The 23549-nt window shown below is 62.9% G+C and carries 26 protein-coding genes and 3 pseudogenes; 11 read left to right on the top strand and 18 right to left on the bottom strand.

Annotated features, from left to right (window positions below; all coding sequences use genetic code 11):
* Window positions 1-9 precede the first annotated feature (9 nt).
* A complete protein-coding gene (locus tag AC1DOG_RS09300; RefSeq protein WP_477927509.1) occupies window positions 10-318 on the bottom strand; it encodes a Dabb family protein in 309 nt (102 codons plus the stop codon).
* Between the two features lie 27 nt (window positions 319-345).
* Window positions 346-1032, bottom strand: coding sequence for a hypothetical protein (locus tag AC1DOG_RS09295; protein WP_477927507.1), 687 nt, complete (start codon window positions 1030-1032; stop codon window positions 346-348).
* A gap of 149 nt (window positions 1033-1181) precedes the next feature.
* Between AC1DOG_RS09295 and AC1DOG_RS09290 the strand changes: the two genes are divergently transcribed.
* On the top strand, window positions 1182-1313 hold the full coding sequence (locus tag AC1DOG_RS09290; protein ID WP_018898946.1) for a hypothetical protein: 132 nt from the start codon (window positions 1182-1184) through the stop codon (window positions 1311-1313).
* Between the two features lie 75 nt (window positions 1314-1388).
* On the opposite strand, the gene AC1DOG_RS09285 is transcribed toward AC1DOG_RS09290, so the two are convergent.
* Both AC1DOG_RS09285 and AC1DOG_RS09280 read right to left on the bottom strand, forming a co-directional pair.
* A complete protein-coding gene (locus AC1DOG_RS09285) occupies window positions 1389-2654 on the bottom strand; it encodes a DNA-packaging protein (protein WP_477928134.1) in 1266 nt (421 codons plus the stop codon).
* A gap of 346 nt (window positions 2655-3000) precedes the next feature.
* Entirely contained in the window at window positions 3001-3651 is a 651-nt protein-coding gene (locus AC1DOG_RS09280) for a hypothetical protein (protein WP_477927504.1), read from the bottom strand.
* Window positions 3652-3891: 240 nt separating this feature from the next.
* Here AC1DOG_RS09280 and AC1DOG_RS09275 point away from each other — a divergent pair, with 240 nt between their 5' ends.
* Together AC1DOG_RS09275 and AC1DOG_RS09270 are read left to right on the top strand one after the other, a co-directional pair.
* Window positions 3892-5274, top strand: coding sequence for an HD-GYP domain-containing protein (locus AC1DOG_RS09275; protein WP_477927502.1), 1383 nt, complete (start codon window positions 3892-3894; stop codon window positions 5272-5274).
* A gap of 48 nt (window positions 5275-5322) precedes the next feature.
* A complete protein-coding gene (locus AC1DOG_RS09270; protein ID WP_018898950.1) occupies window positions 5323-5667 on the top strand; it encodes an MmcQ/YjbR family DNA-binding protein in 345 nt (114 codons plus the stop codon).
* Window positions 5668-5688: 21 nt separating this feature from the next.
* Here the strand turns inward: AC1DOG_RS09270 and AC1DOG_RS09265 are convergent, their stop codons facing one another.
* Complete coding sequence (locus AC1DOG_RS09265) at window positions 5689-6180, bottom strand: YcgN family cysteine cluster protein (RefSeq protein WP_477927500.1); 492 nt, start codon at window positions 6178-6180, stop codon at window positions 5689-5691.
* A gap of 185 nt (window positions 6181-6365) precedes the next feature.
* On the opposite strand from AC1DOG_RS09265, the gene AC1DOG_RS09260 reads away from it, so the two are divergent.
* Entirely contained in the window at window positions 6366-8495 is a 2130-nt protein-coding gene (locus AC1DOG_RS09260) for a transglycosylase domain-containing protein (RefSeq protein WP_477927498.1), read from the top strand.
* A 4-nt stretch (window positions 8496-8499) separates the two neighbouring features.
* Here the strand turns inward: AC1DOG_RS09260 and AC1DOG_RS09255 are convergent, their stop codons facing one another.
* Both AC1DOG_RS09255 and AC1DOG_RS09250 read right to left on the bottom strand, forming a co-directional pair.
* Complete coding sequence (locus tag AC1DOG_RS09255; protein ID WP_477927496.1) at window positions 8500-8820, bottom strand: HigA family addiction module antitoxin; 321 nt, start codon at window positions 8818-8820, stop codon at window positions 8500-8502.
* Complete coding sequence (locus tag AC1DOG_RS09250) at window positions 8792-9076, bottom strand: type II toxin-antitoxin system RelE/ParE family toxin (protein WP_018898954.1); 285 nt, start codon at window positions 9074-9076, stop codon at window positions 8792-8794. Before AC1DOG_RS09250 ends, AC1DOG_RS09255 begins: the two co-directional genes overlap by 29 nt.
* A 141-nt stretch (window positions 9077-9217) precedes the next feature.
* On the opposite strand from AC1DOG_RS09250, the gene AC1DOG_RS09245 reads away from it, so the two are divergent.
* The 5 genes and pseudogenes from AC1DOG_RS09245 to AC1DOG_RS09225 all read left to right on the top strand — a co-directional run.
* Window positions 9218-9805: a DUF1214 domain-containing protein gene (locus tag AC1DOG_RS09245; RefSeq protein WP_477927494.1), complete on the top strand. Its 588-nt coding sequence runs from the start codon at window positions 9218-9220 to the stop codon at window positions 9803-9805.
* Entirely contained in the window at window positions 9798-10349 is a 552-nt protein-coding gene (locus tag AC1DOG_RS09240; protein WP_018898956.1) for a DUF1254 domain-containing protein, read from the top strand. Before AC1DOG_RS09245 ends, AC1DOG_RS09240 begins: the two co-directional genes overlap by 8 nt.
* Window positions 10350-11074: 725 nt before the next feature.
* Window positions 11075-11280: pseudogene (locus AC1DOG_RS09235) on the top strand (hypothetical protein).
* A 224-nt stretch (window positions 11281-11504) separates the two neighbouring features.
* Window positions 11505-11924 (top strand): annotated as a pseudogene (locus AC1DOG_RS09230) (DUF2336 domain-containing protein); the annotation flags it as partial.
* A gap of 357 nt (window positions 11925-12281) precedes the next feature.
* Window positions 12282-12956 (top strand): annotated as a pseudogene (locus tag AC1DOG_RS09225) (DUF2336 domain-containing protein); the annotation flags it as partial.
* A gap of 5 nt (window positions 12957-12961) precedes the next feature.
* Here AC1DOG_RS09225 and AC1DOG_RS09220 read toward each other — a convergent pair.
* The 4 genes from AC1DOG_RS09220 to AC1DOG_RS09205 all read right to left on the bottom strand — a co-directional run bounded on the left by AC1DOG_RS09220 (window position 12962) and on the right by AC1DOG_RS09205 (window position 16446).
* Window positions 12962-13318, bottom strand: a complete 357-nt coding sequence (locus AC1DOG_RS09220; protein WP_477927492.1) for a DUF1491 family protein — start codon at window positions 13316-13318, stop codon at window positions 12962-12964.
* Window positions 13319-13367: 49 nt separating this feature from the next.
* Window positions 13368-13745, bottom strand: coding sequence for a hypothetical protein (locus AC1DOG_RS09215; protein WP_477927490.1), 378 nt, complete (start codon window positions 13743-13745; stop codon window positions 13368-13370).
* 105 nt (window positions 13746-13850) lie between these two features.
* The gene (locus AC1DOG_RS09210; RefSeq protein ID WP_477927488.1) at window positions 13851-14933 is read right to left on the bottom strand and encodes a peptidoglycan-binding domain-containing protein; all 1083 of its coding nucleotides are present in this window, start codon (window positions 14931-14933) and stop codon (window positions 13851-13853) included.
* Window positions 14905-16446 carry a sensor histidine kinase gene (locus AC1DOG_RS09205; RefSeq protein WP_477927486.1) on the bottom strand — a complete coding sequence of 514 codons (1542 nt, stop codon included), beginning with the start codon at window positions 16444-16446 and terminating at the stop codon, window positions 14905-14907. The genes AC1DOG_RS09210 and AC1DOG_RS09205 overlap by 29 nt, the downstream gene beginning before the upstream one ends.
* A gap of 453 nt (window positions 16447-16899) precedes the next feature.
* Between AC1DOG_RS09205 and AC1DOG_RS09200 the strand changes: the two genes are divergently transcribed.
* Both AC1DOG_RS09200 and AC1DOG_RS09195 read left to right on the top strand, forming a co-directional pair.
* Window positions 16900-17427, top strand: coding sequence for a DUF5330 domain-containing protein (locus tag AC1DOG_RS09200; RefSeq protein ID WP_477927484.1), 528 nt, complete (start codon window positions 16900-16902; stop codon window positions 17425-17427).
* 204 nt (window positions 17428-17631) lie between these two features.
* Window positions 17632-18054 carry a SufE family protein gene (locus AC1DOG_RS09195; protein ID WP_111561000.1) on the top strand — a complete coding sequence of 141 codons (423 nt, stop codon included), beginning with the start codon at window positions 17632-17634 and terminating at the stop codon, window positions 18052-18054.
* A gap of 28 nt (window positions 18055-18082) precedes the next feature.
* On the opposite strand, the gene AC1DOG_RS09190 is transcribed toward AC1DOG_RS09195, so the two are convergent.
* The 7 genes from AC1DOG_RS09190 to AC1DOG_RS09160 form a co-directional block, all read right to left on the bottom strand.
* Complete coding sequence (locus tag AC1DOG_RS09190; protein ID WP_477927481.1) at window positions 18083-18910, bottom strand: DUF6456 domain-containing protein; 828 nt, start codon at window positions 18908-18910, stop codon at window positions 18083-18085.
* On the bottom strand, window positions 18903-19340 hold the full coding sequence (locus AC1DOG_RS09185; RefSeq protein ID WP_477927479.1) for a helix-turn-helix domain-containing protein: 438 nt from the start codon (window positions 19338-19340) through the stop codon (window positions 18903-18905). Before AC1DOG_RS09185 ends, AC1DOG_RS09190 begins: the two co-directional genes overlap by 8 nt.
* Before the next feature lie 274 nt (window positions 19341-19614).
* Window positions 19615-20046 (bottom strand): Ros/MucR family transcriptional regulator, encoded by a 432-nt coding sequence (locus AC1DOG_RS09180; RefSeq protein ID WP_018901192.1) that lies wholly within the window; start codon window positions 20044-20046, stop codon window positions 19615-19617.
* A gap of 443 nt (window positions 20047-20489) precedes the next feature.
* A complete protein-coding gene (gene mnhG, locus AC1DOG_RS09175) occupies window positions 20490-20822 on the bottom strand; it encodes a monovalent cation/H(+) antiporter subunit G (RefSeq protein ID WP_477927477.1) in 333 nt (110 codons plus the stop codon).
* Window positions 20819-21241 (bottom strand): cation:proton antiporter, encoded by a 423-nt coding sequence (locus AC1DOG_RS09170; RefSeq protein WP_477927475.1) that lies wholly within the window; start codon window positions 21239-21241, stop codon window positions 20819-20821. The genes mnhG and AC1DOG_RS09170 overlap by 4 nt, the downstream gene beginning before the upstream one ends.
* Complete coding sequence (locus AC1DOG_RS09165) at window positions 21238-21711, bottom strand: Na+/H+ antiporter subunit E (RefSeq protein ID WP_477927473.1); 474 nt, start codon at window positions 21709-21711, stop codon at window positions 21238-21240. Before AC1DOG_RS09165 ends, AC1DOG_RS09170 begins: the two co-directional genes overlap by 4 nt.
* Window positions 21708-23267, bottom strand: coding sequence for a Na+/H+ antiporter subunit D (locus AC1DOG_RS09160; RefSeq protein ID WP_477927471.1), 1560 nt, complete (start codon window positions 23265-23267; stop codon window positions 21708-21710). The genes AC1DOG_RS09165 and AC1DOG_RS09160 overlap by 4 nt, the downstream gene beginning before the upstream one ends.
* Between the last annotated feature and the right edge of the window lie 282 nt (window positions 23268-23549).

Genomic DNA, 23549 nt, shown 5'->3' with positions numbered 1-23549 from the left:
AGCCATCAATCACCCCAGCGGCTGTTTCACCGCCAAATCAGTCTCGTAATCCGCCGCCATCCGCATTTCGCGGATGGGACGCACGAGGTCGATGGAGAGCTGGTAGTTCGGGTGCGCCTTGTAGGCGGCAAGGGCTGCTTCGTCGTCGAACTCGCCGTAGACGATCAGGTCAACCTCGGTGCCGAGCTGGTCGGTCTTCACATTGGTGCCGATCTCCAGCAGCCTTGCGTGCGGGATGGCCGTCAGGATCGACAAGCCGGCGCGCACCTTTTCCAGGTTTTCGATCGGCGCCGTGAAGAAGACGATGTGGCGGATCACGCGGAACTCCTGTCTGTCTGATTGGGCTCAGCCCATAAGCCGGGCGATACCACGGCACAGCCACTGCTTCAACCGGGTGAACCAGCCTGTCGGCTGCTCGGGCCTGATGGCGGCGAGGAAGGTCTTGCCGTAGCCGGCCAGTTTCTCGGCGCGGTCGGTGCCGTTGACGATGCGGCGCGCGTTGATCCAGTCGTCATTCGTCGCGTTCAGATGGTCGGCGAGCTTGTGCTTGGAGAAGCTGCCCTGGACCATGCCCTCGATCAGGATCGACACCGCCGGCCCCATCTCCATCGCCCGGTCGGGCTCGGCGACGAGATCGATGCCTGTGAGAACGCTCATCGCCTCGTAATTGCGCTTGTGGGTGAGCTGCACCAAGCCGCGGCCAAGCCAGCTCTTGCCGTCCTCGTCGGGCCGCCAGTAGGGCGTCTTCACCCAGGAGAGCTTGCCGCTCGCGAATGCATTTTCCAGGATCTCGACGGCGCGCGCATCGCTCGTCGCCAGCGTCTCGCGCACGGGCTGCATGGTATAGGCCGTCTCGTGAAAGGCGGTCGCCAGGATATAGGCCAGCCAGCGCGGATCGGCGTCGGCCATGCGCTCTTCCCAGAAATTCAGTATAGCCGTCATGCCCTCGACCTGCGGACCCGAAAGCGTGCCCTTGAACAGCGCCTCGCGCACCGTGTCGAAGAAAAACCGCCTGTCGATGTGGATAACCATAGCGTGTAATCCTAAAAGCTGATGAGGACTCGATGTCCTTAATCGATTAAATTTATTTTAATCGTTTAAAGCGTTTAAGGCCCTGATTTACAGACCGTTTGGCGCATGGCAGTGATGATCCATCATTCAATTCGTCTTCGGAGGACCGCATGACGCAGCCCGTTCACAGCAATCAGCCGATCATTCCCCAGCACGTGACGGACCAACTCGAAAGCGAGTGGCGTCAGGTTCGCCCCGTGCCGCAAGCACAACGTCCGGCGACGCAGCAACAGCAGCGTTAAGCGCAAGTGCCCGGGGGTGTCAAACACCCCCTCACGGCCTACCCCTCCGGAAGTGGCCAATACGCCGCCAAGGCTTCAAATACCCCGCACACGCGGCTCCCCGCCACCCTCAAGCATCAAAGCCGTCAACGCCCAGACCAGAGCATCCAGCCGGTCGGGCGAGCGGCCCTGGGATAATCCGTCCGGGCCGAAATCACACATCTGATCTTCCAGCGCCATGAAGCGCCCGGCATGAGCGACGCGCCCCTGCTCGTAGAGTGCCGCGACCGGTTCGGCGCGCAGGAACTTGCCGCGCGTGGCGCGCACCGTCGTCACCGGCAGCGTCTCGTCGATGCTTTTCAGCATCGCGGTCACCATATCGCCGCCCTGGTTGATCTCGGCGACAACGCGGTCGGCGGCGAAGCGGCGATAGGCTTTCGCCACCGCACCGGCCCAGCCCGCCGGGCTTGCGCCCTCCACCGAGCAATCGGCCAGCACCACCGCGCGGCCGCTCGCATCCAGCCCCGCGACAACGATGCCGCAGCAAGACGTCGCCCCCGCCGCCGCCGGCGGATCGACCGCCACGACGATGCGGCGGAGATCGCCGGAGAAGCGGATCGTGACGGCATCGAACATCTCGCGGCGCCAGAGCGCATCCTCGCGATCCTCGATCAGCTCGCCATCCAGCTCCTGCCGCCCCAGCCGCGTGCCGCCATAGCGGTTTGCCAGCGCATCGATGAAGCCGGGCGCCAGGTTTTGGGCATTGGCGCGGGTGCTGATGCGCGTCGTCAGCGTCGTCGGGTCCGATATCAGCGCCTTCAACAGCGGCACCGGGCGTGGCGTCGTCGTCACCAGCTGGCGCGGCGCTGAGCCGAGCCGCAGGCCGAACTGCAGCATGTCCCAGGTCTCCTGACCATGCTTCCACTTGGCGAGCTCGTCGCTCCAGGCGAAATGAAACTGTGGCCCTCTCAGGCTTTCGGGATCTTCCGAAGAGAATATCTGCGCCACCGCGCCGTTCGGCCAGACCAGCCGACGGCGGGAGATCTCGAATTCGGGACGGCGGCTGCGGGCGATCCGCATGATGCCCGAGATGCCATCGATCATCACCTCGCGGGCGTCGCCCAGCGTTTCGGCGATCAGCGCGATGCGCAGATCCGACACGCGACCGGCGCTCGCCATCGCATGCACCCATTCGGCCCCTGCCCGCGTCTTGCCCGAGCCGCGCCCGCCCATGATAAGCCATGTGCGCCAGTCTCCCGGCGGCGGCTGCTGTTCGTCGCGGCCGGTGAAGGCCCAGAGATTGCCGAGCGAGGGCCAGAGCTTCAGCCGTTCCGCGAGGTCCTCGGCGGAGAGGTCGAGCATGTCGGCCAGCGAGAGATTGGGCTGGCCCAGAGCGGCGCCGGCGCCGGCTTCGGCATCGACGCCACCTTCAACATTAGCCTTTGCGCTGGTATCGACGTTGGCGTTGGTGGACCGGGGCACACCGTTCGTCACAGCGTCAACCACCGGCGCCTCACCGGAAACCGCCGCCGCTACCGTCCCGCTATCCGGCTGCGACATCGCCCCGGCCAACGCGGCGCCACGCGCAACTGCACCCAGGATCACCGCGCGGTCACCAGCCCGTTTCGCCACGATCGCATCCATTTTATGACTGTAGTCCAGCAAGGCGCCAGCGACCTTGCCCGTATTGGCGTCCGCGACGCGCCGCTCAACCCGGTTCGGCTTCGCGGCTGGCAAGCGCTGGTCCGTCATCGATGGTTGGGGGAGCGCCGTCGCGCTGCCATTCGGCCAGCAATTGTCGGGCGCGGGCTTCGGCGCGCTCTTCGATGCGTGCGAGGAACTTCGCTTTGACATGGTCGAGCCCCCTCGCCGCTTCGCTTTCTTCGGCGGCCTGCTCGCGGTCGCGGGCGAACTGGCGCTGCAGCTGGTCGATCTTCTCCAGCGTGCGGACGATCAACGACATGGCATCGGTCGCGGCCTTGAGGTCCGCGCGGGCCAGCTTGGCGGCGGCATCGTCGCCACCGCTGGAAGCCGCCTGCTCGGCTGCCCTTCGCAGGTCACGAAAGGCCGAAAACTGCTCGCGCATCTCGGCCGTCATCTCGTTCAAGAGCACCCGCAGCTCTTCGGCCGGCGATGCCGCGGACTTGGTCTCGAGCATACACGCCTTGGCCACCGCCTTTGCCCTGTCCACGTCGAGAGCCCGCGCGGGATCGTTTTCATAAGCATGGTGAGCCGGCCAAAGGCCAAACAGCTCCGGCGCGAAATCGTCGATATCGGTCATGGGGAAATCCCGTGGCAACAGTCGTTGCGTGGACAAGCGGCGGTGCCGGCGGCAATGATCGACCAGCCAGGAGACCATGCCCCTCGCCGCGTCCTGCCCGCAACTTTCCGACTATGCCATAACCCTATCAAAGCACCGTTACGCCGTCAAGGATTATTTTCCTACATGCGGAAAATCCTCCTGCAACGTCCCGTCGAATTGCAATTTATCTATGTTTAATCTATTGATAAATATAGGTTTTCTCGCCTTTCCCCCGATATTTCAATGAATCCTCAAGAAAGCCACGGCTAGAACGGATCGCAGCAAAGGGCGATCGACATGCAGGCCATCCAGATACGACTAGCGGAGATTATCGAGGCATTGAGCAAGGCGCTCGACCTCACGGAGGGCCAGCCGCCCGGCCATTGCATCCGCGCCTGCTATATCGGCACCCATATCGGCCGCGAGATCGGCATGGCGGATGAGGCGCTGCAGGAGCTCTATTATACGCTGCTCCTCAAGGATCTCGGCTGCAGCAGCAATGCGGCGCGGATCTGCGAGCTCTACATGGCCGACGACCTCTCCTTCAAGCGCGATTTCAAGCTGGTCGATGGCAGCCTCAGCCAGGTGCTGCGCTTCGTGCTCTCGCATACCGGCATGCAGGCCGGCCTTGCCGAGCGCTTCCGTGGGATCGTCAACATCCTGCAGAACGGCGGACGCATCGCCACCGACTTGATCCAGACCCGCTGCCAGCGCGGCGCCGAGATCGCCAGACAGATGCGCTTCTCGGAGGGCGTGGCCAACGGCGTGCTCAGCCTCGATGAACACTGGAACGGCGGCGGAAAGCCGCTCGGCATCTCGGGCGAGGAGATCCCGCTCTATTCGCGCATCGCGTTGTTGTCGCAAGTGGCCGATATCTTCCAGATGAGCGCCGGGCGAGAGGCCGCCATCGCCGAGATCAGCAAGCGCGCCGGCAGCTGGTTCGACCCTGCGCTTGCCGCCGCCTTCATCCGCATCGCCAGCCGCGACGAGTTCTGGCAGACGCTGCGGTCCGAGGCGCTGGAAGCCATCGTGCTCGACAGCGAGCCCGGCCAGCAGGCGATCATGGCCGATGACGACTATCTCGATGATATCGCTGCCGCTTTCGCCCGCGTCATCGACGCCAAGAGCCCCTATACGTCAGGCCATAGCGACCGCGTGGCGCTGTTTACCGATCTGATCGCCGAGGAGATGGGGATCGACGAGAAAGGACGCCGGCTGTTGCGCCGCGCCGCCCTGCTGCACGATATCGGCAAGCTCGGCGTCAGCAACAGCGTGCTCGACAAGCCGGGCAAGCTCGACGACGAGGAGTGGGGCCAGATGAAGCGCCATGCCGAGTTCTCGGAAATGATCCTCTCCCATATCGGCGCCTTCTCCGACCTCGCCCGCATTGGCGGCGCCCATCACGAGCGGCTGGATGGCAAGGGCTATCCGCGCGGGCTGCTGGCCGATGAAATCCCGATGGAAGTCAGGATCGTCTCGACCGCCAACGTGTTCGACGCGCTCACCGCCGACCGCCCCTATCGCGCCGCCCTGCCGATCTCCAAGGCGCTGTCGATCCTGTGGGAAGGTGCCGGCCAGGCGCATGACCCTATCTGCATCGAAGCGCTGCAGCGGGCACTTGCGAGAACCGAGCTGGAGCGGCCTGACGGCGCAAGGGAAGACCAGCGCGCGGCTGCGTGAGTTTTTCTGATTGGCCTCGCAATATTCTATTGTGCTAAAATAAAGATCATGACCCGCGAAGAGCTTGCATCCTTCGCGCTCAGCCTGCCCGAGGCGGTCGAGAGCGCGCATCACGGCACACGCGATTTTCGCGTGCGGACGCGGATTTTCCTGACCATGCCGGAGCAGGATTATTGCGTCGTCAGGCTGACGCCGGAGCAGCAGCACATGACGCTGGCGGTCTCGCCGAAGGAGACGATCGCGGTTCCCGGCGGCTGGGGGCTGCGCGGCTCGACGCGGCTGTTCTTTCAGCTGGCGAGCGACGCGCTGGTGCAGGATTTGGTGCGCCGCTCCTGGCAGAACGCCGCGCCGAAAACCCTGCAAAGACAGTTCGTTGTCATCCCTTCCCCATAAGTCGATTCAGCCAGAATCCACTCAGCGATTGCCCACCTCATCCGGCGTCTTCGGCGCATCGTCGCCCACTGTCAGCGGCCAGTCGACGACATAGTCCTCGTAGTTGTCGACATCGATGCCGGTCTCGTCGATGGTGCGGCCGCGCGCCGAAATGCCGGCGAGATGCACCGTCTCCGGGTCGCCCGATACCAGCGGATGCCACCAGTAGAGATCGCGCCCTTCGTTCAGCAGCCGGTAGCCGCAGGTCGGCGGCAGCCAGGGGATTTCGTCGACATTCTGTTTGGTCAGCTGCACGCAATCGGGCACGAAATCCCAGCGATTGGGGTAGCTGGAACACTTACAGCTCTCGCTGTCCAGCAGCTTGCAGCGGATCGAGGTGAAGTAGATATCGCCGCTATCCCACTCCTCGAGCTTGTTGAGACAACAGAGACCGCAGCCGTCGCAGATGCTTTCCCACTCGGCATTGGTCATCTCGTTCAGCGTCTTTTGCTTCCAGAAGGGTTGCTCTTCCATCATTCCGTTCTTGCAACAGCACCCGCAAAATCGCGTGAGTGCTTTCCATTTCTCTTGTTCTTCGTTGGCAAATCAACCAAAGATTCACCCTGCGCCGGTTACCCCGGATGCGAGCGGCAGATTTGCCATAGTTCGACCTCAGTCTATCAGACGTCGAACTGACTGATCGGGCGGGAATATAAGACGTGACGGATCCGGACAATCCAGAAAAGCAGCCGCGCAAGAAACGCCACTTGCTGCTGAAGATCGATTCCTGGATCGATTCCACCATCTGGAACGCCGGTTTCCGCTCCGCCGAAATCTGGGAAGACATCACCATCTTCTTCCGCCGCTTCCGCGTTCGCGGCTGGAAGCGCGTCGTCGTCGAACTCGCCGGCGAAGGCCTGACATGGGGTTCGGTCGGCGCCGTCTTGATGCTTGCCCTTGCCCAGCCCGCATTCGAAGCTACCAAGGAAGATTGGCGCAATCGCGGCGATTATGCCGTCACCTTTCTCGATCGCTATGGCAACGTGATCGGCCATCGCGGCGTCATCCACCAGAATTCCGTGCCGATCGACGAGCTGCCCGACAGCCTGATCAAGTCGGTACTCGCCACCGAAGACCGCCGCTTTTTCAGCCACTTCGGCATCGACGTGATCGGCCTCTTCCGCGCCATCGTGACGAACGCGCAGGCCGGCGGCGTGGTCCAGGGCGGCTCGACGCTGACGCAGCAGCTCGCCAAGAACCTGTTCCTCTCTAACGAGCGCTCGATCGACCGCAAGATCACCGAGGCCTTCCTGGCGCTCTGGCTCGAAGCCAATCTGTCGAAGAAGGAAATCCTCTCCACCTATCTCGACCGCGCCTATATGGGCGGCGGCACGTTCGGGGCGGCGGCGGCGGCGCAGTTCTATTTCGGCAGGAACATCACCGATGTGAACCTTGCCGAATCCGCCATGCTCGCCGGTCTCTTCAAGGCGCCGGCGAAATACGCGCCCCACGTCAACCTGCCGGCCGCGCGCGGCCGTGCCAACGAGGTTCTCACCAATCTCGTGCAGAGCGGTATGATGACCGAGGGCCAGGTGATCGCGGCACGCCGCAGCCCGGCCACCGTCGTCGACCGCAACCAGGTGGAATCGCCCGATTTCTTCCTCGACTGGGCCTTCGATGAAACCATGCGGCTTTCGCCGCGCTTCCACCAGCATTCGCTGATCGTGCGCACCACCGTCGACATGGGCCTGCAGCACGCGGCCGAGGATTCGATGGAAACGTCGCTGCGCGAATATGGCGAGAGCTATCACGCCAAGCAGGGCGCGATGGTGATGATCGAAAACGGCGGCGCGGTGCGCGCCATGGTGGGCGGGCGCGATTACGGCGAGAGCCAGTTCAACCGCGCCACCAAGGCGCTGCGCCAGCCGGGCTCCTCCTTCAAGGTCTACACCTATTCGGTGGCGATGGAGAACGGCATGACGCCCGACAGCATCGTCGTCGACGCGCCGATCTCCTGGGGCAACTGGAGCCCGCACAATTACGAAAACCGCTATGCCGGCCGCATCACGATCGCGACCGCGGTGGCGCAGTCGATCAACACTATTCCCGTGCGTCTCGCCAAGGAGAAGTTCGGCATCGCCCCCATCCGGGCCATGGCCACCAATCTCGGCGTGGAATCGCCGGTTCGAAACGACGTGACGATCCCGATCGGCACCTCGGAAGTCACCGTCATGGACCAGGCGACCGCCTATGCGGTCTTCCCGGCCGGCGGCTACCAGTCGCGGCGGCACGGCATCACCCAGATCCTCGATTACGGCGGCGACGTTCTCTATGATTTCGACAAGGACGAGCCACCGGCCAAGCGGGTGCTCTCCGAGCAGGCCGACGCCTACATGAACCAGATGCTGTCGCGCGTGCCCTATGTCGGCACCGCAAGGCGCGCAGCCCTCGACAACGGCATTCTCACGGCAGGCAAGACCGGCACGACGCAGGCCTATCGCGACGCCTGGTTCATCGGCTTCACCGGCAATTTCACCACCGCCGTCTGGTTCGGCAACGACGACTACACCTCGACCAACAAAATGACCGGCGGCACGCTGCCCGCCATGACCTTCAAGCGCCTGATGGACTACGCCCACCAGGGCATCACCCTGCGCGCCATCCCCGGCGTCACCGCCCCCCCGCCCCCCAAGACCATCGCCGCCACCAAACCCGCCGCCGGCGCCCCGCCTCCTTTGGTCCGGCCGCGGATGCTCTCGGTGGAATCGACGAAGTTGCTGAAGGATATCGGCGAGGAACTGAAGACGGCCACACCGCTGGCGGCGCAGAAGGTGGCTAGCGCAGAGTGAGGGGCTAGGCTGCCCTTGGCGCGATGGCCTGAAGGTCTTCGCCGATTTCTCGGCGTCGCTGCATCAGATCGTGATCAGCCTGCAAGCCGAGGAAGAAGCCTTCCGACAGGCCGAAATAGCGCGCCAAACGCAGGTCAGTGTCGGCGGTCACACCGCGCTTGCCGAGAACGATCTCGTTGATGCGGCGCGGCGGAACCTGAAGCGCGCGGGCCAGTGCGTTCTGGCTCAATTCCAGCGGCTTGAGGAACTCCTCCAGCAGGATTTCTCCCGGATGCGGGCTGGGGAGAAGATCGCTTTCAGTCGTGGTAGTCGACGATTTCGACATCGCTTGCCCTTCCCTCATGCCAGATGAAACATATGCGCCACTGGTCGTTGATGCGGATCGAATACTGCCCCCGGCGGTTTCCCTTCAAGGCTTCCAGCCGGTTGCCGGGCGGTATGCGCAGATCGTCCACGGATCGCGCCTGATTGAGCAGACGCAGCTTTCTGAGCGCAACAGCCTGAATGTCCGAGGGCAGCTTGCGGCTGCGGACGCCGTTCCAGATCTTTTCGGTTTCGGCATTCGCGAAGCTGGTGATCATCGGCCATCCGTCATGACGCTATACGTTATATAACGCCACGCGTTATGCTGTCAAACCACCCCACCTTTTCCCCCTCCACCATTCCGCCCAGCCAGAATCAGTGGTAACCCTTTCAACTGATTTGGCTATCAAGGGCGACCGGTGTTTCGATTTCCTCTCTTTATCGCGATGACGCTGATAATCGCTTTCGGCGGCGGGATACTCGTTTCGCTTTATGCGCTGAATGCGACCGCCGGCTTCGGCGCCATCAAGCTCGGCGCGTGGGAGGCGTTTCCGGAGTTGCAGACGGAGAATGCCGATCCTTACGCGAAATCGCACCGGGCGCGCGCAGGCCGGCTGCTTTATGGGTCGGCAGAGGGGCTGATGTTCACCGCCAAGGTGGATGACGCCGGCAATCGACTGGAGGCGGGGTGCAGCTACCGGATCACCGGGCAGACGCCGCCGGCGCGGATCTGGACGCTGTTCACATCTGATGATTCCGGCAATCCGGCCTCGCTGCAGCCAGGGCTGCCGGGTGCGCTCAATTCGTGGACGGTGCTGCGACAGCCGGACAGCAGCTTCACCATCGATATCTCGACCCGGGCCCGGCCGAACAACTGGCTGGCGCTTCCGGCGGCCGGCACGTTTCAGCTGGTGCTGACGCTGTTCGACACGCCGACGGCCGGCAGTTCCGGCGTCATCGATCTGGCGATGCCGAAGCTTGAGAAGACAGGGTGCGGCAATGCTTAGGGTCTTGTTCGCGCTTCTGGCAGGCCTTTTCGGCGCCGCTTTGCTGCATCTCGTCATCATCCTGTCGCTGCCGCATTTCACCGGCAAGGACGCGGCGACGCGCGTCGCCTCGGAAGGCGATCTCGACACGTTTTACCTGCTCGGAGGCACCGAGGACACGGCGGGGCTTTCCAACGACGATCCCTTCGTGCGGACCGCTGTCTGTTCCTTCGATATCGAGGAGAACCCGGTGCGGTTCACGGCCAGGGGCAACGTGCCCTTCTGGTCGATCGCGCTGTTCGACGATGCATCGAACGAGATTTTCAGCATGAACGACCGGACCTCGGTCGGCGGCGCGGTGGACATATTGATCGGCAGCCCGATCCAGTTGACCGAATTGCGCAAGTCGCTGCCGCAGGAGCTTCAGAGGACGATCCTGGTCGAGACGACGCGGTCCGGCGGATACGCGGTTCTGCGAACACTGGCGCCGCAGACGAGCTTCGACGCGGCGGCCAAGAGCTTCCTGTCGGAAGCCGGTTGCGAGGAATTCGCTCCCTCCAACTAGAGCCTTACTTACCCTTCGAGCGCGAGGCGCGGCGAACGGCCGTGGGCTTGTCGGGGTCGGTCAGGCGTTCGTAGCGCACGCCAGTGTAAAGCAGGATCTGCGCTTCGAGCGGCGATCCTTCCACGCTTGATGATCTTTCCTTGCGGCCTGGCGTCCGAGATAGACGATCAGCCAATGCTATGACTATTGCCATTGTCGTCTCCCTGCACTGCCCGAGACGGATGAAGCTCAGATCTCACCCTGCCCGCCTGCGCGGACCGGCGCACCCTTGGCCGGGTTTTCCGGCATCGGGTCATTCGCGCCTTTCTCACGGCATATCGTGAACAATACCGTGATGCGTATGATGGCGCCCCTTACAAGGAGCGCGTTCTGCTTCCCGGATTGAGACAGACGGTGGTTAACAGAATATTAAAATTCGGCCGGAGAATCCCTGTCGATCGAGGTCTCCATTAAAACGCAGGGGCCCGCCCTTTGGTTACATGCCGATCGCAAAGATCCGCCATTTCCATTGGTCGCAAATTTTAGCTTTAAATCATATAGTTAGCGATACGGCGCCGGACACGGGCTCCGCCATCACCGATGTTGCAAATTTACATCACAAAAATATTAATTGCAGTTCGCCGAGATGCCGCTAAGGTCGCATTATCGGCTGCAGGGCAAAACGCGGCCGACCCTGGATTTGATCTGGGGACTGGGTCTGACGGTTAACCAGGGTGGGCAGACAGATGTCTCTGATGATTGGGTCGACATTTTCGCCTGAGGATCTCGATATATTGCGCCACGCGCTGGATGCCTGGTGCGCGGAAAAGCGTATCGACATCAAGAGCTCGAAGGCGCAAGTCGCCGCCTCCACGGCGCTCGATCTCTACCACCCGGCTATGACGATCCCGACAAGCTGCTCACCGCGCTGCGCGGACACCGGGCGCTTTGAGCCGTCCATACAAGTCACCCATATCACTCGTTTAACGGGCACCGAACGGGCAGGCGGACGCCGCAACGGTTGATGTTGCGCAGCACCATTTCGGGACGATTCCCCTCAAATCTTCAGCAACGGTTAACCGTGTCCCTGTAGGATTTGTTCATATCCCGTATGTGGTAGAGGCGTCTTCGCGTCCAGGCCAGCGGCATCCCTCTAGAGTGTTCAGGGTGTGTTTTGTGCGTGACCGGTTTCGAGACCTAGAGGCCCCCTCCGCGAGCCGGAAGAAGGACGTGGTTCTCATGGCGACAGTGAGCAGTTTCGAGGGATTGCAGCCGCCGACCCGATCGGAGCTTCGCCAGTTCGCCGAATTGTTCACCCCCCTCTTCGTCGCCTCCTCCGATGACGCCAAGCGCCAGGCGGTGGCCGCGCTCTCGCAATGCGCCGCCATTCCGCAGGCGGTCGCCCTGTTCATCGGCTGCCAGCCGATCGCCATTTCCGCCCCGTTCCTCATCTCCTCGCCCGCCATCGACGACGATACGCTGATCACCGTTGCCCGCACGCAGGGCGTCGAGCATATGCGCGCCATCGTCAGCCGCGATGCGCTGTCGCCTCGGGTGATCGACGTGCTGGTCGGGCTGCGCCATGCCGCGCCGAAGCGGCAGGTGGAGACGATCGAGCCGGCGCCAACAGTCGACAGAGCAGAGGTCGCCGAGGCTCTTGCCAGTGCGGCGATGCCGTTCGTTGCGTCGGAGGCTGGACAGGTTAAGGCCATCGCGGAGACCGCGAGCGTAAAGGTCGCGACCGGCGAACCGGTTGCTGTGACTGTCGAAGCTGTCGCGCCTGTGGTTGCCGAGGCTGCGCCCGTGGTCAACAAGGTGGTGGTCGTTGCCCAAGAGGCTGCACCTTTGGTCACCGAAATAGTGTCCGAGGCCACCGATGCGGCGTCCGTTGTTGCCGCTACGCCTGTTGCCGTCGAAGTGCAGACCATCGCCATCGAAACCGACGCCGAGGTCGTGGTGGTCGAGACGATCGCCGTCCATCCCGTCGAGCCGAAGCAGACCACCGAAGTGCCGCCTGCGGCAGCGAAAAAGCAGAGCGTTCAGTCAACACATTCCCCTGCCCTGGCGACAACCGCCGAAACGCCCGCCGCCGGCGGCGCGCGCGAGGAAGAGGTTCGCGATACGCTGCGCGGTCTGGCGCGCCATCTCGGTCGCGACGACAACGACCGGCTCGGTCTTCGCACCCTTTCGACACTGCAATCGGCGCTGCTGGTGCGCTTTGCCCGCAGCCGCGAGGCGGTCGCCTTCGCGACCGCCCTTGCCGATACGCTGTCAGCCAGCCGCTGGCTTGCCGAGCGCATCATGCTCGACACGTCGGGCCAGCAGATGGCGACGACGCTGACCAGCATCGGCATGGATTTTTCCGACGCCGTCTTCGTTCTCGAAAAGCTCTATCCGCATCTGGCCGAGGCGCAGCACAGCGTCACCCGCGCGTGGATGGTGCTCGATGCACTCGATCCGGAAGAATGCCGCGACCGCGTCGAGGCATGGCGCCGGGCCGACAGCTACACCTATCTGCCGGAACAGGCGCCGGCCGCGCCCCATCCGGTCGCACAGCAGACCGCGCATGCCCGCGCCGTCCACCAGCCGCCGGCGCGCGCCATGCGGCTCGTCGGACGTTCGCGCTGATCTGATTAGAAACGGTCGTCGCTCTCCCTGGCGAGCGGCACGATATCGGCGACATCATCGGCTTCGAGCTCGACGACCCAGAGGTCGTTGTCGAACTTGCGCTCGCGCTCCAGCATCGTCCTCACGTCATCCGCATCCTTGCGCTCGAGCCTGATCTCGAACAGCCGTTCGCCGCTGTCCTCCTCATCGAAGAAGCTCTGCGGCGCGGGGCCATAAAGCGTCTCGGAGCCATCGCGAAAATGCTGGCGGATGAAGACCGCCCCAGCCTCGTCGGCGCCCTTCTTCTCGACAGCGGCGAAATCGCCCTTGGCGAAGACACGGCGCAGCAGCGCGGATACGAAGATGTCGGTGCGAAGTCTCATGCAGGCGGTATAGACCGGTGTGCGCGGGGCCGCAACGAGGCGGCCAAGCTCAATAAGCGATGAAGATCGTTCCTATCCGGTGCCTCTTCAGAAGCACGGCGCTCGGGCTGGGGTTTTCGCCTACGGACAAATCGAGCTTCATCAACTGCGGCGTCTCTTGCGGGGTAATGATTGGGTGTTCGGGCCAGAGCAGGCAATTGGGGGAGCAGGAGGCGGATATATACTGCACCGGGCTCTGTCCGCGAAGGACAAGCCTGATCTCCGGCTTCTTGTGATCAAGCAACTCGCAATCCCGGTCGCTTTTGCAGGTCACCTCGCCCGAGATCGGTTCGGCGTTGTCGATAACGACGGCATAGCGCACCGGGAACTCGTAAGGCTTGCTCTCTGCCCCAGCCGCGACGACCGTGGAGTAACCAAGGGAGGTCATAGCTGCGGCCACCAACATGACGAAACGATGCATCGACGCCCCACTTTGACAGTGGTGTCTTTCTTGTAGCAATTCACGTCATAATTGTGGCTGGGTATAACCCGCTCAGAGCGCGCCGATATCCTTGAGCTTCTTCAGCACCGCCTCGCTGGGCTCGCCGTTTTCAGGCAGGTTGTAGTGCTTCTGGAAATGGCGGATGGCGACGCGGGTTTGTTCGCCGACGACGCCGTCGACGCCGACATTGGTGTAGGCCATGTTGGCGAGGCCCTGCTGAATCTTCAGGACCAGATCGACGCTGTTCAAGGTCGAGGACGGCGAGGTCGAGGGCGTTGCGGCGGCGCGGGCGGCAGAGGTTTGCCTGGCCGGGACGGGTTCCAGCGCGTTTTTCGGGGCCGAGATCTTCTGGACCGGGACCTGCCGGACTGGCACCTGGGCTGTCGGGGCCGAAACCGGGGCGGGCTTGGGGGCCGCTTTCGGCGTCGGGGCGGTCTTCACCTGGTGTTCGGCGCTGCGGATGGCGGCGGCGACCGGGTCTTCGGCGAGCGCCTGGGCCGAGACGTCCTCGCGTGGGCGTTCGGTGGGAATGGCGGATGGGCCGATGGCGTCGGTTCTGAGTGCTGCCAGCACTTCGGGCGTGGCGTCGCCGCTCTGCGGCATGCCGACGGTTTCCTCGAAGAACAGGATGGCGGCGCTGGTGCGCGGGCCGATGACGCCGTCGGGCGCGCCGTTATAGAGGCCGCGGCGGACGAGTTCGGCCTGGATGTCCATGACCAGCTGGTTCGCGGGCTGGCCGGCGACCGGTGCCGGCGGCACGGCGTTGGTGGTCTCGGCGCTGTTCGCCTCGCCCTCGCCTTCACGCTCGATCTTGAAGGTGGTGACTTCGCCGGTGTGTTCCTCGACCGGCGGACGGCCGATCAGCGCGCTCGGAAACAGGCTGTCGCGGGTGCGCAGGAACGGGTGCGGGTGCACGCCCGGCTGATACCAGAGCGCATTGGCGGCGACGAAGGAGAAGATGACGAGGAAGGCGGCCGTGCCGCCCGTGATCGACGGATTGCGGCCGATGACGCCGCCGAGCACGCCAATGCCCTGCAGCCCCAAACCGCCAACGGCGGCAGCCCCGGTGAGAAGAAGGCTCGGCTTCTGCCTGCCCCTCTTTCCCTTAGGCGATTTTCGCTTGCTCGCGGCCATCGAAAAGCCCCTCTTCCAAGATGTCGGTCATGCCAGTCGACGCTTTCAGCCGCGGCGGAAACTCGACCGGGTGATTGGCCGAGAGGTCCATGACGGGAACGCCGGAGCCATCCGCCGCAATCGAGATCGTGATGATGGTGCCGGAGCCCGGCGTGCTGGCGATGGCGAAATCGCCGCCATGCAGCGCGACAAGGCCCTTGACCAGCGACAGGCCGAGGCCCGTGCCCTCGAACCGGCGGGTGTAATCGTTCTGGATCTGCACGAAAGGCTGGCCGAGCAGCTGCAGCTTGTCGGCCGGGATGCCGATGCCGGTATCGGAGACGCAGAGCGTCAGGATGCCGTCGCGCACCGAGGCGTCGAGCGAGATCGCGCCGCCGGCTTCGGTGAACTTGACGGCATTGCCGACCAGATTGATGAGGATCTGCTGGATGGCGCGCTGATCGGCGACGACCTCGTCGAGACCGCGCTGGATGCGGCTCGTCAGCGACACGCCCTTGGTCTTGGCCTGCAGCCCGAGCATGGCCTCGCAGGAGCGCACGACGGTGGCGATATCGAAGGGTTCCAGCACCAGCTCGTAGCGGCCGGCCTCGATCTTGCTCATGTCGAGCATGGTGTTGACGACGGAGAGCAGATGCGCGCCTGAATCGCGCACAAGGCCGACATATTCGCGCTGGCGCTCATTGGCGAGCTTGCCGAAATACTCGCCGATCAGGATATCGGAGAAGCCGAGAATGGCGTTCAGCGGCGTGCGCAGCTCGTGGCTGACGGCGGCCAGGAACCGCGATTTGGCATCATTGGCCGAGCGGGCATCGGCGGCATGGGCTTCGGCCTCGACGCGGAGCTGATGCTCGGCGGAGACATCGCGCAGCTGGGCAACGACGCTGATCAGCGCGCCATCGCTATCGCGGCGCGCGGTGAGATCGGTTCTGAGATGGGAGAACTGGCGATTGTCGACCGAGACCGACGGACGCTCGAGCCGGAGATCAACGGCCGCCTGCTCCTCGCCCTGGCGCAGCCGGTCGAGCGCCTGCAGAAAGAGGATGCGGTCGGAGACGTGGATCTGCTCTATGAAGCTGCGCCCGTCAGGCGCGCGCATCCAGGCGAGATAATCGCGCTTGTCGCGGCCGCCGACATTGACGACGGAGCCTTGCGGATCGAGAAACAGGATGAGGCCGGCCGAGGCTTCCATGAAGAACTCTTCGGCCGACTGGGTGGCGACACCCGAGGTGACGATGCTCTGGCGCGACAGCGCGATGCTGCCGACGGCCGAAAACAGGAAGCCGCCGACGACGGCGGCGACGCCTGCCGGAAGGGCGACGGCCGGGCTGGTGACGATGGAGAGAGCAGCGGGCGCGACGACAAGTGCTGCCGAAGACAGAAGCGCAAGCCGGCGCAGGATGGTCAGCTCGCGCTGGCGCACCGCGGCACTTCCTCCCGTCCGGGAGAGCCAGCGATCCGCCGCCCGGTCCACGAGGGCTGTCGCCCGATCCACGATGTCACTCAATACAAGCACGCAATACCCGCCCTAAAAAGGCTCTTCACAGAGGCCCAAGAATAGGCCCCGGGCGCTTAAGGAAAGAATAAGGGAAAGTGCCGCTCCCCGGCCGGAAAGCGCGAAAAGTCCCATTTTGGGCCACCGGAAGGGCCCTTTGTTTTTTACGGTTAACAGCGAGTAAGCGACGGATTTCGCTCATTTTTCGGCAAGTCGTTAACGCTTGGGGCGAACGCGCTTCAAGGAAAGCCTGCAATTACAGGAGGTGGCTCATGGCATGCTTAACGCCAATGGCTACAATTCGACCGAAATGCGCCGAATGCGGTTTCGATTAAAATTTGAACTAAATTTGACGCAAATGCCACCGAGTTTCGAAAACCGGCATTCGCAAGTTTTGGCTAGGGTGAAATCACACCGGAAGACGGACCTGATTCGGCGGCAAGACCGAGCGGGAAAACAGGATGGGCAACGAACATGTGGTTTCTATTCAAATCATCGATCTGGCTCGGGCTTCTCTTCGTCGCCTTGTCGTTCTTCAGCGGCGAGCGCCAGACGAACACGCAGACCGGATCGACATTGCAGATTGCAGACGCTTTCGTCGCCGTGACCGGCGCCTATGATTATCTGAGCGGCATGTGCGGCGAAAAGCCTGAGGTTTGCGCCAAGGGCGCCAATACGCTCGGCGTTCTCGGCGAGCGGGCCCGCTCCGGCGCCCTCGTTGCCTTTGAACTGCTCGACAGCAAGTTCGGCAGCGGCAAGAGCGCCACGGTTGCCACGACCGCGACACCTTCCGTCGGCCTGGCGCCTGCGACGACCGTAGAGCCGGCAACGGCAGCCGCTCCGCAGCAGCTGCGCGATGACCGCACCGTGGCGCTGAACCAGCCGATGCCTTACCGCCCGCCTGTTGACGACGGCGAAGACAGCCCGGCCGCCGCCCATGTCGCGACCGATCGGGTCACGACCGGCACCATTCCGCTGCCGACCCCGCGTCCGGCGATCTAACGAATTCCGCGGCCACCGCCGCACCCAAAGCTTGCACCGGCGCCGGCCAATGGCCCCGCCCTGTGCCTGACGTGCCTGCCCTGTTTATTCTTCAGCAATTTGCTGCGCCGCGAGGATGCCCATCCTTCGCGGCGTTTCTTTTTAACAGTTCAAATCTGGCCGCATCTCCCCTATATGATCGGGAGACAACGAAAGGCCATTTGCATGACGTCCCTCGATCAGATCATCGACGATTTCACCTTCCTGGACGATTGGGAAGATCGCTATCGCTATGTGATCGAACTCGGCAAAGCGCTGCCTGATCTCGCGGACGAGAAGAAGACATCATCAAACAAGGTGATGGGCTGCGCGAGCCAGGTGTGGCTGGTGACGCATGTCTCCGACGACAGCGACAATCCCGTGATGACCTTCGAGGGCGATTCCGACGCGCATATCGTGCGCGGGCTAGTGGCGATCGTGCTTGCCACCTATTCCGGCAAGACCGCTTCGGAGATCGCGGCATTGGATGCCTTCGAGGTGTTCGGCAAGATGGGTCTTGTCGAGAACCTGTCGGCGCAGCGCTCGAACGGGCTGCGCTCGATGGTCAACCGCATCCGCGAGGAAGCGCGGCTGCGGGCGGCGGCGTAAAGCCAGCCTTTCTTTTCAGATTGAACGATCAGGACCAGAGTTCCGGACGATAGTCCGGCGTGCCCCAATGCTCCATGCGCGGGCGGCGGGATGGTGGTTGCGGGTTATAATGGCGCGAGAGCGCCATGAGTGCCGTGCGCAGCATCAGCTTGGCGGAGCGCACCGGCCATTGCCGCTCGCGCTCGACCGTCTCAAGCCCCTTCATGAAGCAGCAGACATCCAGCGCCACGCCCGACAGTTCCGGCCCCAACGCCTCCAGCGCGCGATTGACGGCAAGGCGGGCGGCGACGGCGCTGTCGGTCAGATCCGCCATGCCGCCGCGTCCGCCGCTGGCGCGGCTTGAGAGCCGCGGTTCCCAGGAGGCGGTGACGCGCGGCTGCAGCTGAGCACGGGTGAAATCGGCGTGCAGCCTCTCGCCGGCCTTGATCGCGGCCTCGGGCATGAAGGCAGCGCCGTCGCGGTCCTTCAGACGCTCGAGGCTTGCGAGCGGCGATTCATCCTTGTTGACCCGCAGCCGCCTGACGACGCCGTCGACTTCCCGGGCGCTCGTCTCGATATCCGCGTGCTGGGTGAGAAAGGCCTCATCGGCCTCGGCGGCCGCGCGGCGCAGATAGGCGCGCGCCTGATTGGATGCGCGCAATAATTCACCCTGCTCCTCGATGAGGCCGGAGGCGCGGGCTTCGGCGATCAAGCTCAAGGGAAAGCCGGCGGCCGTTCCGTCGGCGAAGAGGATGTCGATATCGCTCCCCTCGCCATCAAGTCGCCGTGCCTCACCCCGGATGAGCAGCTTCAGCAGTCTCACCATCGGCTTTTGCGAAGCGGCCGGCTTTGTCTTGGTCTTTGCCGATTTACTCATGGCCGTGTCCTCCACCGGACCGAAAGATGGAATTCACCGTGCGCTCGACGGCGGCGACGAATTCGTCGTAGGCGGGATCGTCGCGGCGATCCTCGACCACGTGGCAGGCATGGCTGACCGTGGTGCGATCGCGGCCGAAGCCGGTGCCGATCTCATGCAGCGGGATCTGCAGCGCGACGTGGCAGACATACATGGCGATCTGCCTGATGTGGCAGAGCGTGCGGCGGCGGTCGCGGCGCATCTGCACACGCTGGCCGGCGATCATCACCATCTCGGTCGTGACTTCCTGGCAGATGCGGCAGACGGTGCGCACGGCATCCGTGGCCGACGGCGGGCGATCATCCCTTGAGAGGACGGTCTGCTCTTCCCCATAAAGCGGGGACAGCGGCGCATTCGCGGCGCCGGGCGGGGAAAAATGTCCAATCGGCATATGAATACTCCTATGAATAGGAATTAATTCATACACGCTATACAGGAACGGGGATAAACGAAAGCGCGCCTTGATCGATTTCGGCTGATTTCGCTCACGAATTTTAACGAGGATTGAAATTATTTGGGATTATTTTCCTCGTCGTCTTAACGCCTTCTTTGCTTGCCGCATGTCTTTATCCCGAAACCGGTGTCCACTTTCGGGAGACATGCGCGGATACGAAAAAGCCGGGCTCTCGCCCGGCTGATCGTGATCGTTCAATGCGACAAATCTATCAGCCGCGGCCGCGCTTGCGGCGCTGGCCGAGACCCATTTCCTTGGCAAGGCGCGAGCGCGCCTCGGCATAGGCAGGCGCTACCATCGGGTAGTCGACCGGCAGATCCCATTTTTCGCGATATTCTTCAGGCGAGAGGCTGTGGTGAGTCATCAGATGGCGCTTGAGCGACTTGAAATTGCCGCCGCACTCGAGGCAGGTGATCTGCTCATCCTGGACGGACTTGCGCACAGAGACAGCAGGCTTCTGCTTTTCAACGACAGCCATGGCCGGTGTCGGCGTCGACGTGTTGCTCAACGCCGAATGCACGTCCGAAATAAGATTGGCGAGGTCGCCAACCGGCACGACGTGGTTGCTGACATACGCTGCGACGATATCCGCGGTAAGCTCGACCAGCAATTCTGGCCCGCTTCCGGCTGCAGTATCCGTCATATTTCGTTTCTCCTGTTTGCATGCTCAAAAGGTCTAAAGCCTCCTTGGCTCAAGACCGCTATCGTAGAGCGAACAGCAAAAAACTCAGTCTGCGGCTACATGTTTCGAAAAACTGAAATCCACCCCTAGATTCCTGAGGCCGAAACCCGTTCTTATACTGCCTGATCTTGCATTAGTACGCACACACCCGCACACGACCCTCAATTAAACATTGAAATTCAAAGCGACCGAGGAATTATGCAATGTGATTCTAATTCAATATCAGAACTCTACTTGAGCATCAATTATCACCGTTTTGCGAAAACGCCAATTAATATTTCATATATATCCGTCAAAAAACGCCTCTATCCCAAGAATTAGTATAGCGCGAAGGAAACATTAATCATCCTCACATCTGCTTAAAACTGCAAAAAACTGCTTAAAATCTTGAATATATAGCACTCTTACCTTTCAAGAAGATCGTCACGCACCGAAGGCGGTAACAGACGATAACCTGTCTTGTGTGCCGCCCTGGCCAAGAGATGAGCGGCGACCGGAGCCGTCAGTATAAAAAACACGAAACCAGCAAGCGAACGTGCAAATACCGCGATTTCTCCTGATTCGATGCCGGCCGCAAATAATAACAGACCCGAGCCTACCGTTCCGGCTTTCGAGGCGGCGTGCATGCGCGTGTATAAATCCGGCAGTCTGACTATACCAAGGGCCGCCGCCAGCGCGAAAAGCGCGCCCGACAAGAGCAGCACGGAAACGACGATGGCGGTGATGTAATCCATCATGTCCTGTCCTTCTTCGTCTTGCGCGCGGGCGCGGCCTTGATCTTCAGCTTGGCATCGCTCTTCACCTTCGCATCGGGCTTTTTCGAGGCCGGGCGGACGGTTTTATCCGTTTGCGCCGCCACGGGTCCAGCCGAACCCGGCAGCGGGCCGCGCGACAGAACGAAGCGGGCGAAGGCGACGGTGGCGAGAAAGCCGACGAGGCCGAGCGAGATTGCGATATCGATATAGAGCGCGAAGCCGGTCTTGACCGCGACGACGGCGAGGAAGCCGATCGCCGTGCCGGACAGCGTGTCCAGCGCCAGGATGCGATCCGGCAAGGTCGGCCCGACGATGACCCGCCAGGATGCGACGAGGAAGGTGACGGCGAGGATGACGAGGGCCACGGATGCGGAGATGGAGACGATCGCGTCGGGTGTCATCGAAACGCCTCCATGATCTTGCGCTCGAAGCCGTTGGCGATATCGCGCCGGATCGCATCCGGATCGGCGCAATCGAGCGCATGGACGTAGAGTGTCTTCCTGTCATCGGAGACATCGACCGACAGCGTGCCCGGCGTCAGCGTGATCATGTTGGCGAGCAGCGTGATTTCGAAATCGCGATCGACGGTGAGCGGAAAGGCGAAGATACCGGGCTTCAGGTTCATCTCGGGACTAAGCACCGTCGTCGCCACCTTGATGGCGGACATTGCGAGCTCCTTGATGAACAGCAGCGCCAACGACGTGATCGCCCAGAGGCGCCAGAGATAGGCCTTGGCTCCGAACGGTTCGCGCACCAGGAAGAGCGCCAGCGCGCCGAGCGCGAAGCCAAGGACGAGATTATGGGCCGAGGTGCTGCCGCTGAGTGCTGCCCAGGCGATCGCCAGCAGGAGATTGAGAAGCAAGGCGATCATGGCGCGACGCCTCCCGGGAAGACGGATTCGATATAGGGATAGGGATCGGTGAGCTCGGTGGCGACAGATTGCGTCAGCGCCAGCAGGCGTTCCGGCAGCAGGCCGAAGCCGACGATGAAGACGGTAAGAAGCAGAAGCGGCAGCATCGTCCTCCAGCCGGTGGCGACATGGGTTTCGGCGCTTTCGGTGGCCGGGCGCCAATAGGCGAGCAGGAAGACGCGGCCGAAGCAGATCGTCGTCAGGAAGCCGCTGATCAGCACGGCCGCTGCCAGCCACCAGGCGCCGACATCGAGCGAGGACTTGACCAGGATGAGCTTCGGCCAGAAGCCGGAAAATGGCGGCAGGCCGGAGGCGGCGAAGAAGAGGATGAGCGAGATGGCGGCGAAGAGGCCGTTGCGGCGATAGAGACCGCCCAGCCTCGTCAGCGAGAAACTGCCGCCGAGAAAGGCCATCTGGCCGGCCGCGAGATAGAGCGCCGTCATCAGCAGCATGGAATGCAGGGCATAGAAGACGGTGCCGGACAGTGCGCCTGTCGTGCCGATGGCGATGCCGATCAGCATGTTGCCGATGCCCGAGATGACGACATAGCCGAGCAGCTTTCTAACATCATCCTGCGCCAGCGCGCCGAGCGCGCCCAAAATGGCGGTGGCAGCACCCGTGATGGCGATCAGCAGGCTGAGCTCCTCGCGCTCCAGCGGCAGCAGCACCACCAGCACGCGGATCAACGAGTAGATGCCGACCTTGGTGAGCAGGCCGGCAAAGAGTGCCGACACGACGATGCGCGGGGTGTGATAGGAGGCAGGCAGCCAGAAATTGACCGGAAAGGCGGCAGCCTTCATGGCGAAGGCCAAGAGGAAGAGGGCCGCCAGCGTGGTCAGCGGCGCGGTTTCGCTGAGTTCGCCTGCCTTGCTGGCGATATCGGCCATGTTGAGCGTGCCGAAGATGGCATAGAGGATGCCGACGGCGATCAGGAACAGCGTGGTGCCGAGGAGATTGAGGACGGCGTATTTCATCGCGCTGTCGATCTGCTTGCGCTCGGAGCCCAATATCAGCAGGCCGAAGGACGAGATCAGCAGCACCTCGAACCAGACGTAGAGATTGAAGACGTCGCCGGTGAGAAACGCGCCGGTGACGCCGGCCATCAGCATTAGCAGGAACGGGAAGAAGCCGTAGCGCCGGTTGGTTTCGTCGATATCGGAAAGCGCGTGGATGCCGCCTGCCAGTGCCGCAATCGCCGCCGTCAGCGCCATGACGGCGGAGAGGGTATCGACGGTGAATGCGATACCGAACGGCGGCAGCCAGCGGCCCATGACCATGGTGAGCGGGCCGTCGGCCATGACCTTGACGAGGAGTGCGGCGTCGAGGGCGACGAGCAGCGCCAGGCCGGGGATGGCGAGCCATGCTTGAAGGCGCACGGAGCCGCGGGCCATCAGGAGGATGGCGCCAAGGGTGATGCAGAGCGCCACGGGGGCGATGACGAGCCAGTGGGCGATCGGCACCGGGGATGTGACGAGGGCTGCGGAGAGGTCGGCGATGGGCTGGGTGGGGGTGGCCATTTAGGGGGTGGCCTCGCGTGGGCGTGGTCCGGGTGGGCTTGGTGCTGGTCTTAGGCGTGGTGCGGGTACACCCCGTTCTTTCCACGGTGCTGCCGCTGAAGAGTGCAGTGCTGGCCGTCGGCGTGGTGCGGATATACCCCCCTTGTAACTTGACGATTGCCGCATCGGATCTAGCTCCTCCCTGCGGTGACGGACCGGAGCCCGCTACCCCCTTGGGCGTTAAAGCCCGCGTCAGAGCCGGGGCCAGGTCCGTCGTTCCATCGAACCCGAACAGTCGCCAGG

The sequence above is a fragment of the Rhizobium sp. 01N48 genome, from assembly GCF_056399145.1.
This window is presented reverse-complemented; position numbering and strand designations above follow the sequence as displayed.

What these genes read in the sequence shown, in the direction of transcription:
- AC1DOG_RS09160 (WP_477927471.1), bottom strand. Translation starts at nt 23,267, where the DNA reads ATGGCCACCCCCACCCAGCCCATCGCCGACCTCTCCGCAGCCCTCGTC.
- AC1DOG_RS09280 (WP_477927504.1), bottom strand. Translation starts at nt 3,651, where the DNA reads ATGGTCTCCTGGCTGGTCGATCATTGCCGCCGGCACCGCCGCTTGTCC.
- AC1DOG_RS09295 (WP_477927507.1), bottom strand. Translation starts at nt 1,032, where the DNA reads ATGGTTATCCACATCGACAGGCGGTTTTTCTTCGACACGGTGCGCGAG.
- AC1DOG_RS09210 (WP_477927488.1), bottom strand. Translation starts at nt 14,933, where the DNA reads ATGGCCGCGAGCAAGCGAAAATCGCCTAAGGGAAAGAGGGGCAGGCAG.
- AC1DOG_RS09200 (WP_477927484.1), top strand. Translation starts at nt 16,900, where the DNA reads ATGTGGTTTCTATTCAAATCATCGATCTGGCTCGGGCTTCTCTTCGTC.
- AC1DOG_RS09180 (WP_018901192.1), bottom strand. Translation starts at nt 20,046, where the DNA reads ATGACGGATACTGCAGCCGGAAGCGGGCCAGAATTGCTGGTCGAGCTT.
- AC1DOG_RS09240 (WP_018898956.1), top strand. Translation starts at nt 9,798, where the DNA reads ATGCTTAGGGTCTTGTTCGCGCTTCTGGCAGGCCTTTTCGGCGCCGCT.
- AC1DOG_RS09265 (WP_477927500.1), bottom strand. Translation starts at nt 6,180, where the DNA reads ATGGAAGAGCAACCCTTCTGGAAGCAAAAGACGCTGAACGAGATGACC.
- AC1DOG_RS09190 (WP_477927481.1), bottom strand. Translation starts at nt 18,910, where the DNA reads ATGAGTAAATCGGCAAAGACCAAGACAAAGCCGGCCGCTTCGCAAAAG.
- AC1DOG_RS09195 (WP_111561000.1), top strand. Translation starts at nt 17,632, where the DNA reads ATGACGTCCCTCGATCAGATCATCGACGATTTCACCTTCCTGGACGAT.
- mnhG (WP_477927477.1), bottom strand. Translation starts at nt 20,822, where the DNA reads ATGATGGATTACATCACCGCCATCGTCGTTTCCGTGCTGCTCTTGTCG.
- AC1DOG_RS09285 (WP_477928134.1), bottom strand. Translation starts at nt 2,654, where the DNA reads ATGCTCGACCTCTCCGCCGAGGACCTCGCGGAACGGCTGAAGCTCTGG.
- AC1DOG_RS09185 (WP_477927479.1), bottom strand. Translation starts at nt 19,340, where the DNA reads ATGCCGATTGGACATTTTTCCCCGCCCGGCGCCGCGAATGCGCCGCTG.
- AC1DOG_RS09255 (WP_477927496.1), bottom strand. Translation starts at nt 8,820, where the DNA reads ATGTCGAAATCGTCGACTACCACGACTGAAAGCGATCTTCTCCCCAGC.
- AC1DOG_RS09275 (WP_477927502.1), top strand. Translation starts at nt 3,892, where the DNA reads ATGCAGGCCATCCAGATACGACTAGCGGAGATTATCGAGGCATTGAGC.
- AC1DOG_RS09270 (WP_018898950.1), top strand. Translation starts at nt 5,323, where the DNA reads ATGACCCGCGAAGAGCTTGCATCCTTCGCGCTCAGCCTGCCCGAGGCG.
- AC1DOG_RS09250 (WP_018898954.1), bottom strand. Translation starts at nt 9,076, where the DNA reads ATGATCACCAGCTTCGCGAATGCCGAAACCGAAAAGATCTGGAACGGC.
- AC1DOG_RS09215 (WP_477927490.1), bottom strand. Translation starts at nt 13,745, where the DNA reads ATGACCTCCCTTGGTTACTCCACGGTCGTCGCGGCTGGGGCAGAGAGC.
- AC1DOG_RS09165 (WP_477927473.1), bottom strand. Translation starts at nt 21,711, where the DNA reads ATGATCGCCTTGCTTCTCAATCTCCTGCTGGCGATCGCCTGGGCAGCA.
- AC1DOG_RS09220 (WP_477927492.1), bottom strand. Translation starts at nt 13,318, where the DNA reads ATGAGACTTCGCACCGACATCTTCGTATCCGCGCTGCTGCGCCGTGTC.
- AC1DOG_RS09290 (WP_018898946.1), top strand. Translation starts at nt 1,182, where the DNA reads ATGACGCAGCCCGTTCACAGCAATCAGCCGATCATTCCCCAGCACGTG.
- AC1DOG_RS09170 (WP_477927475.1), bottom strand. Translation starts at nt 21,241, where the DNA reads ATGACACCCGACGCGATCGTCTCCATCTCCGCATCCGTGGCCCTCGTC.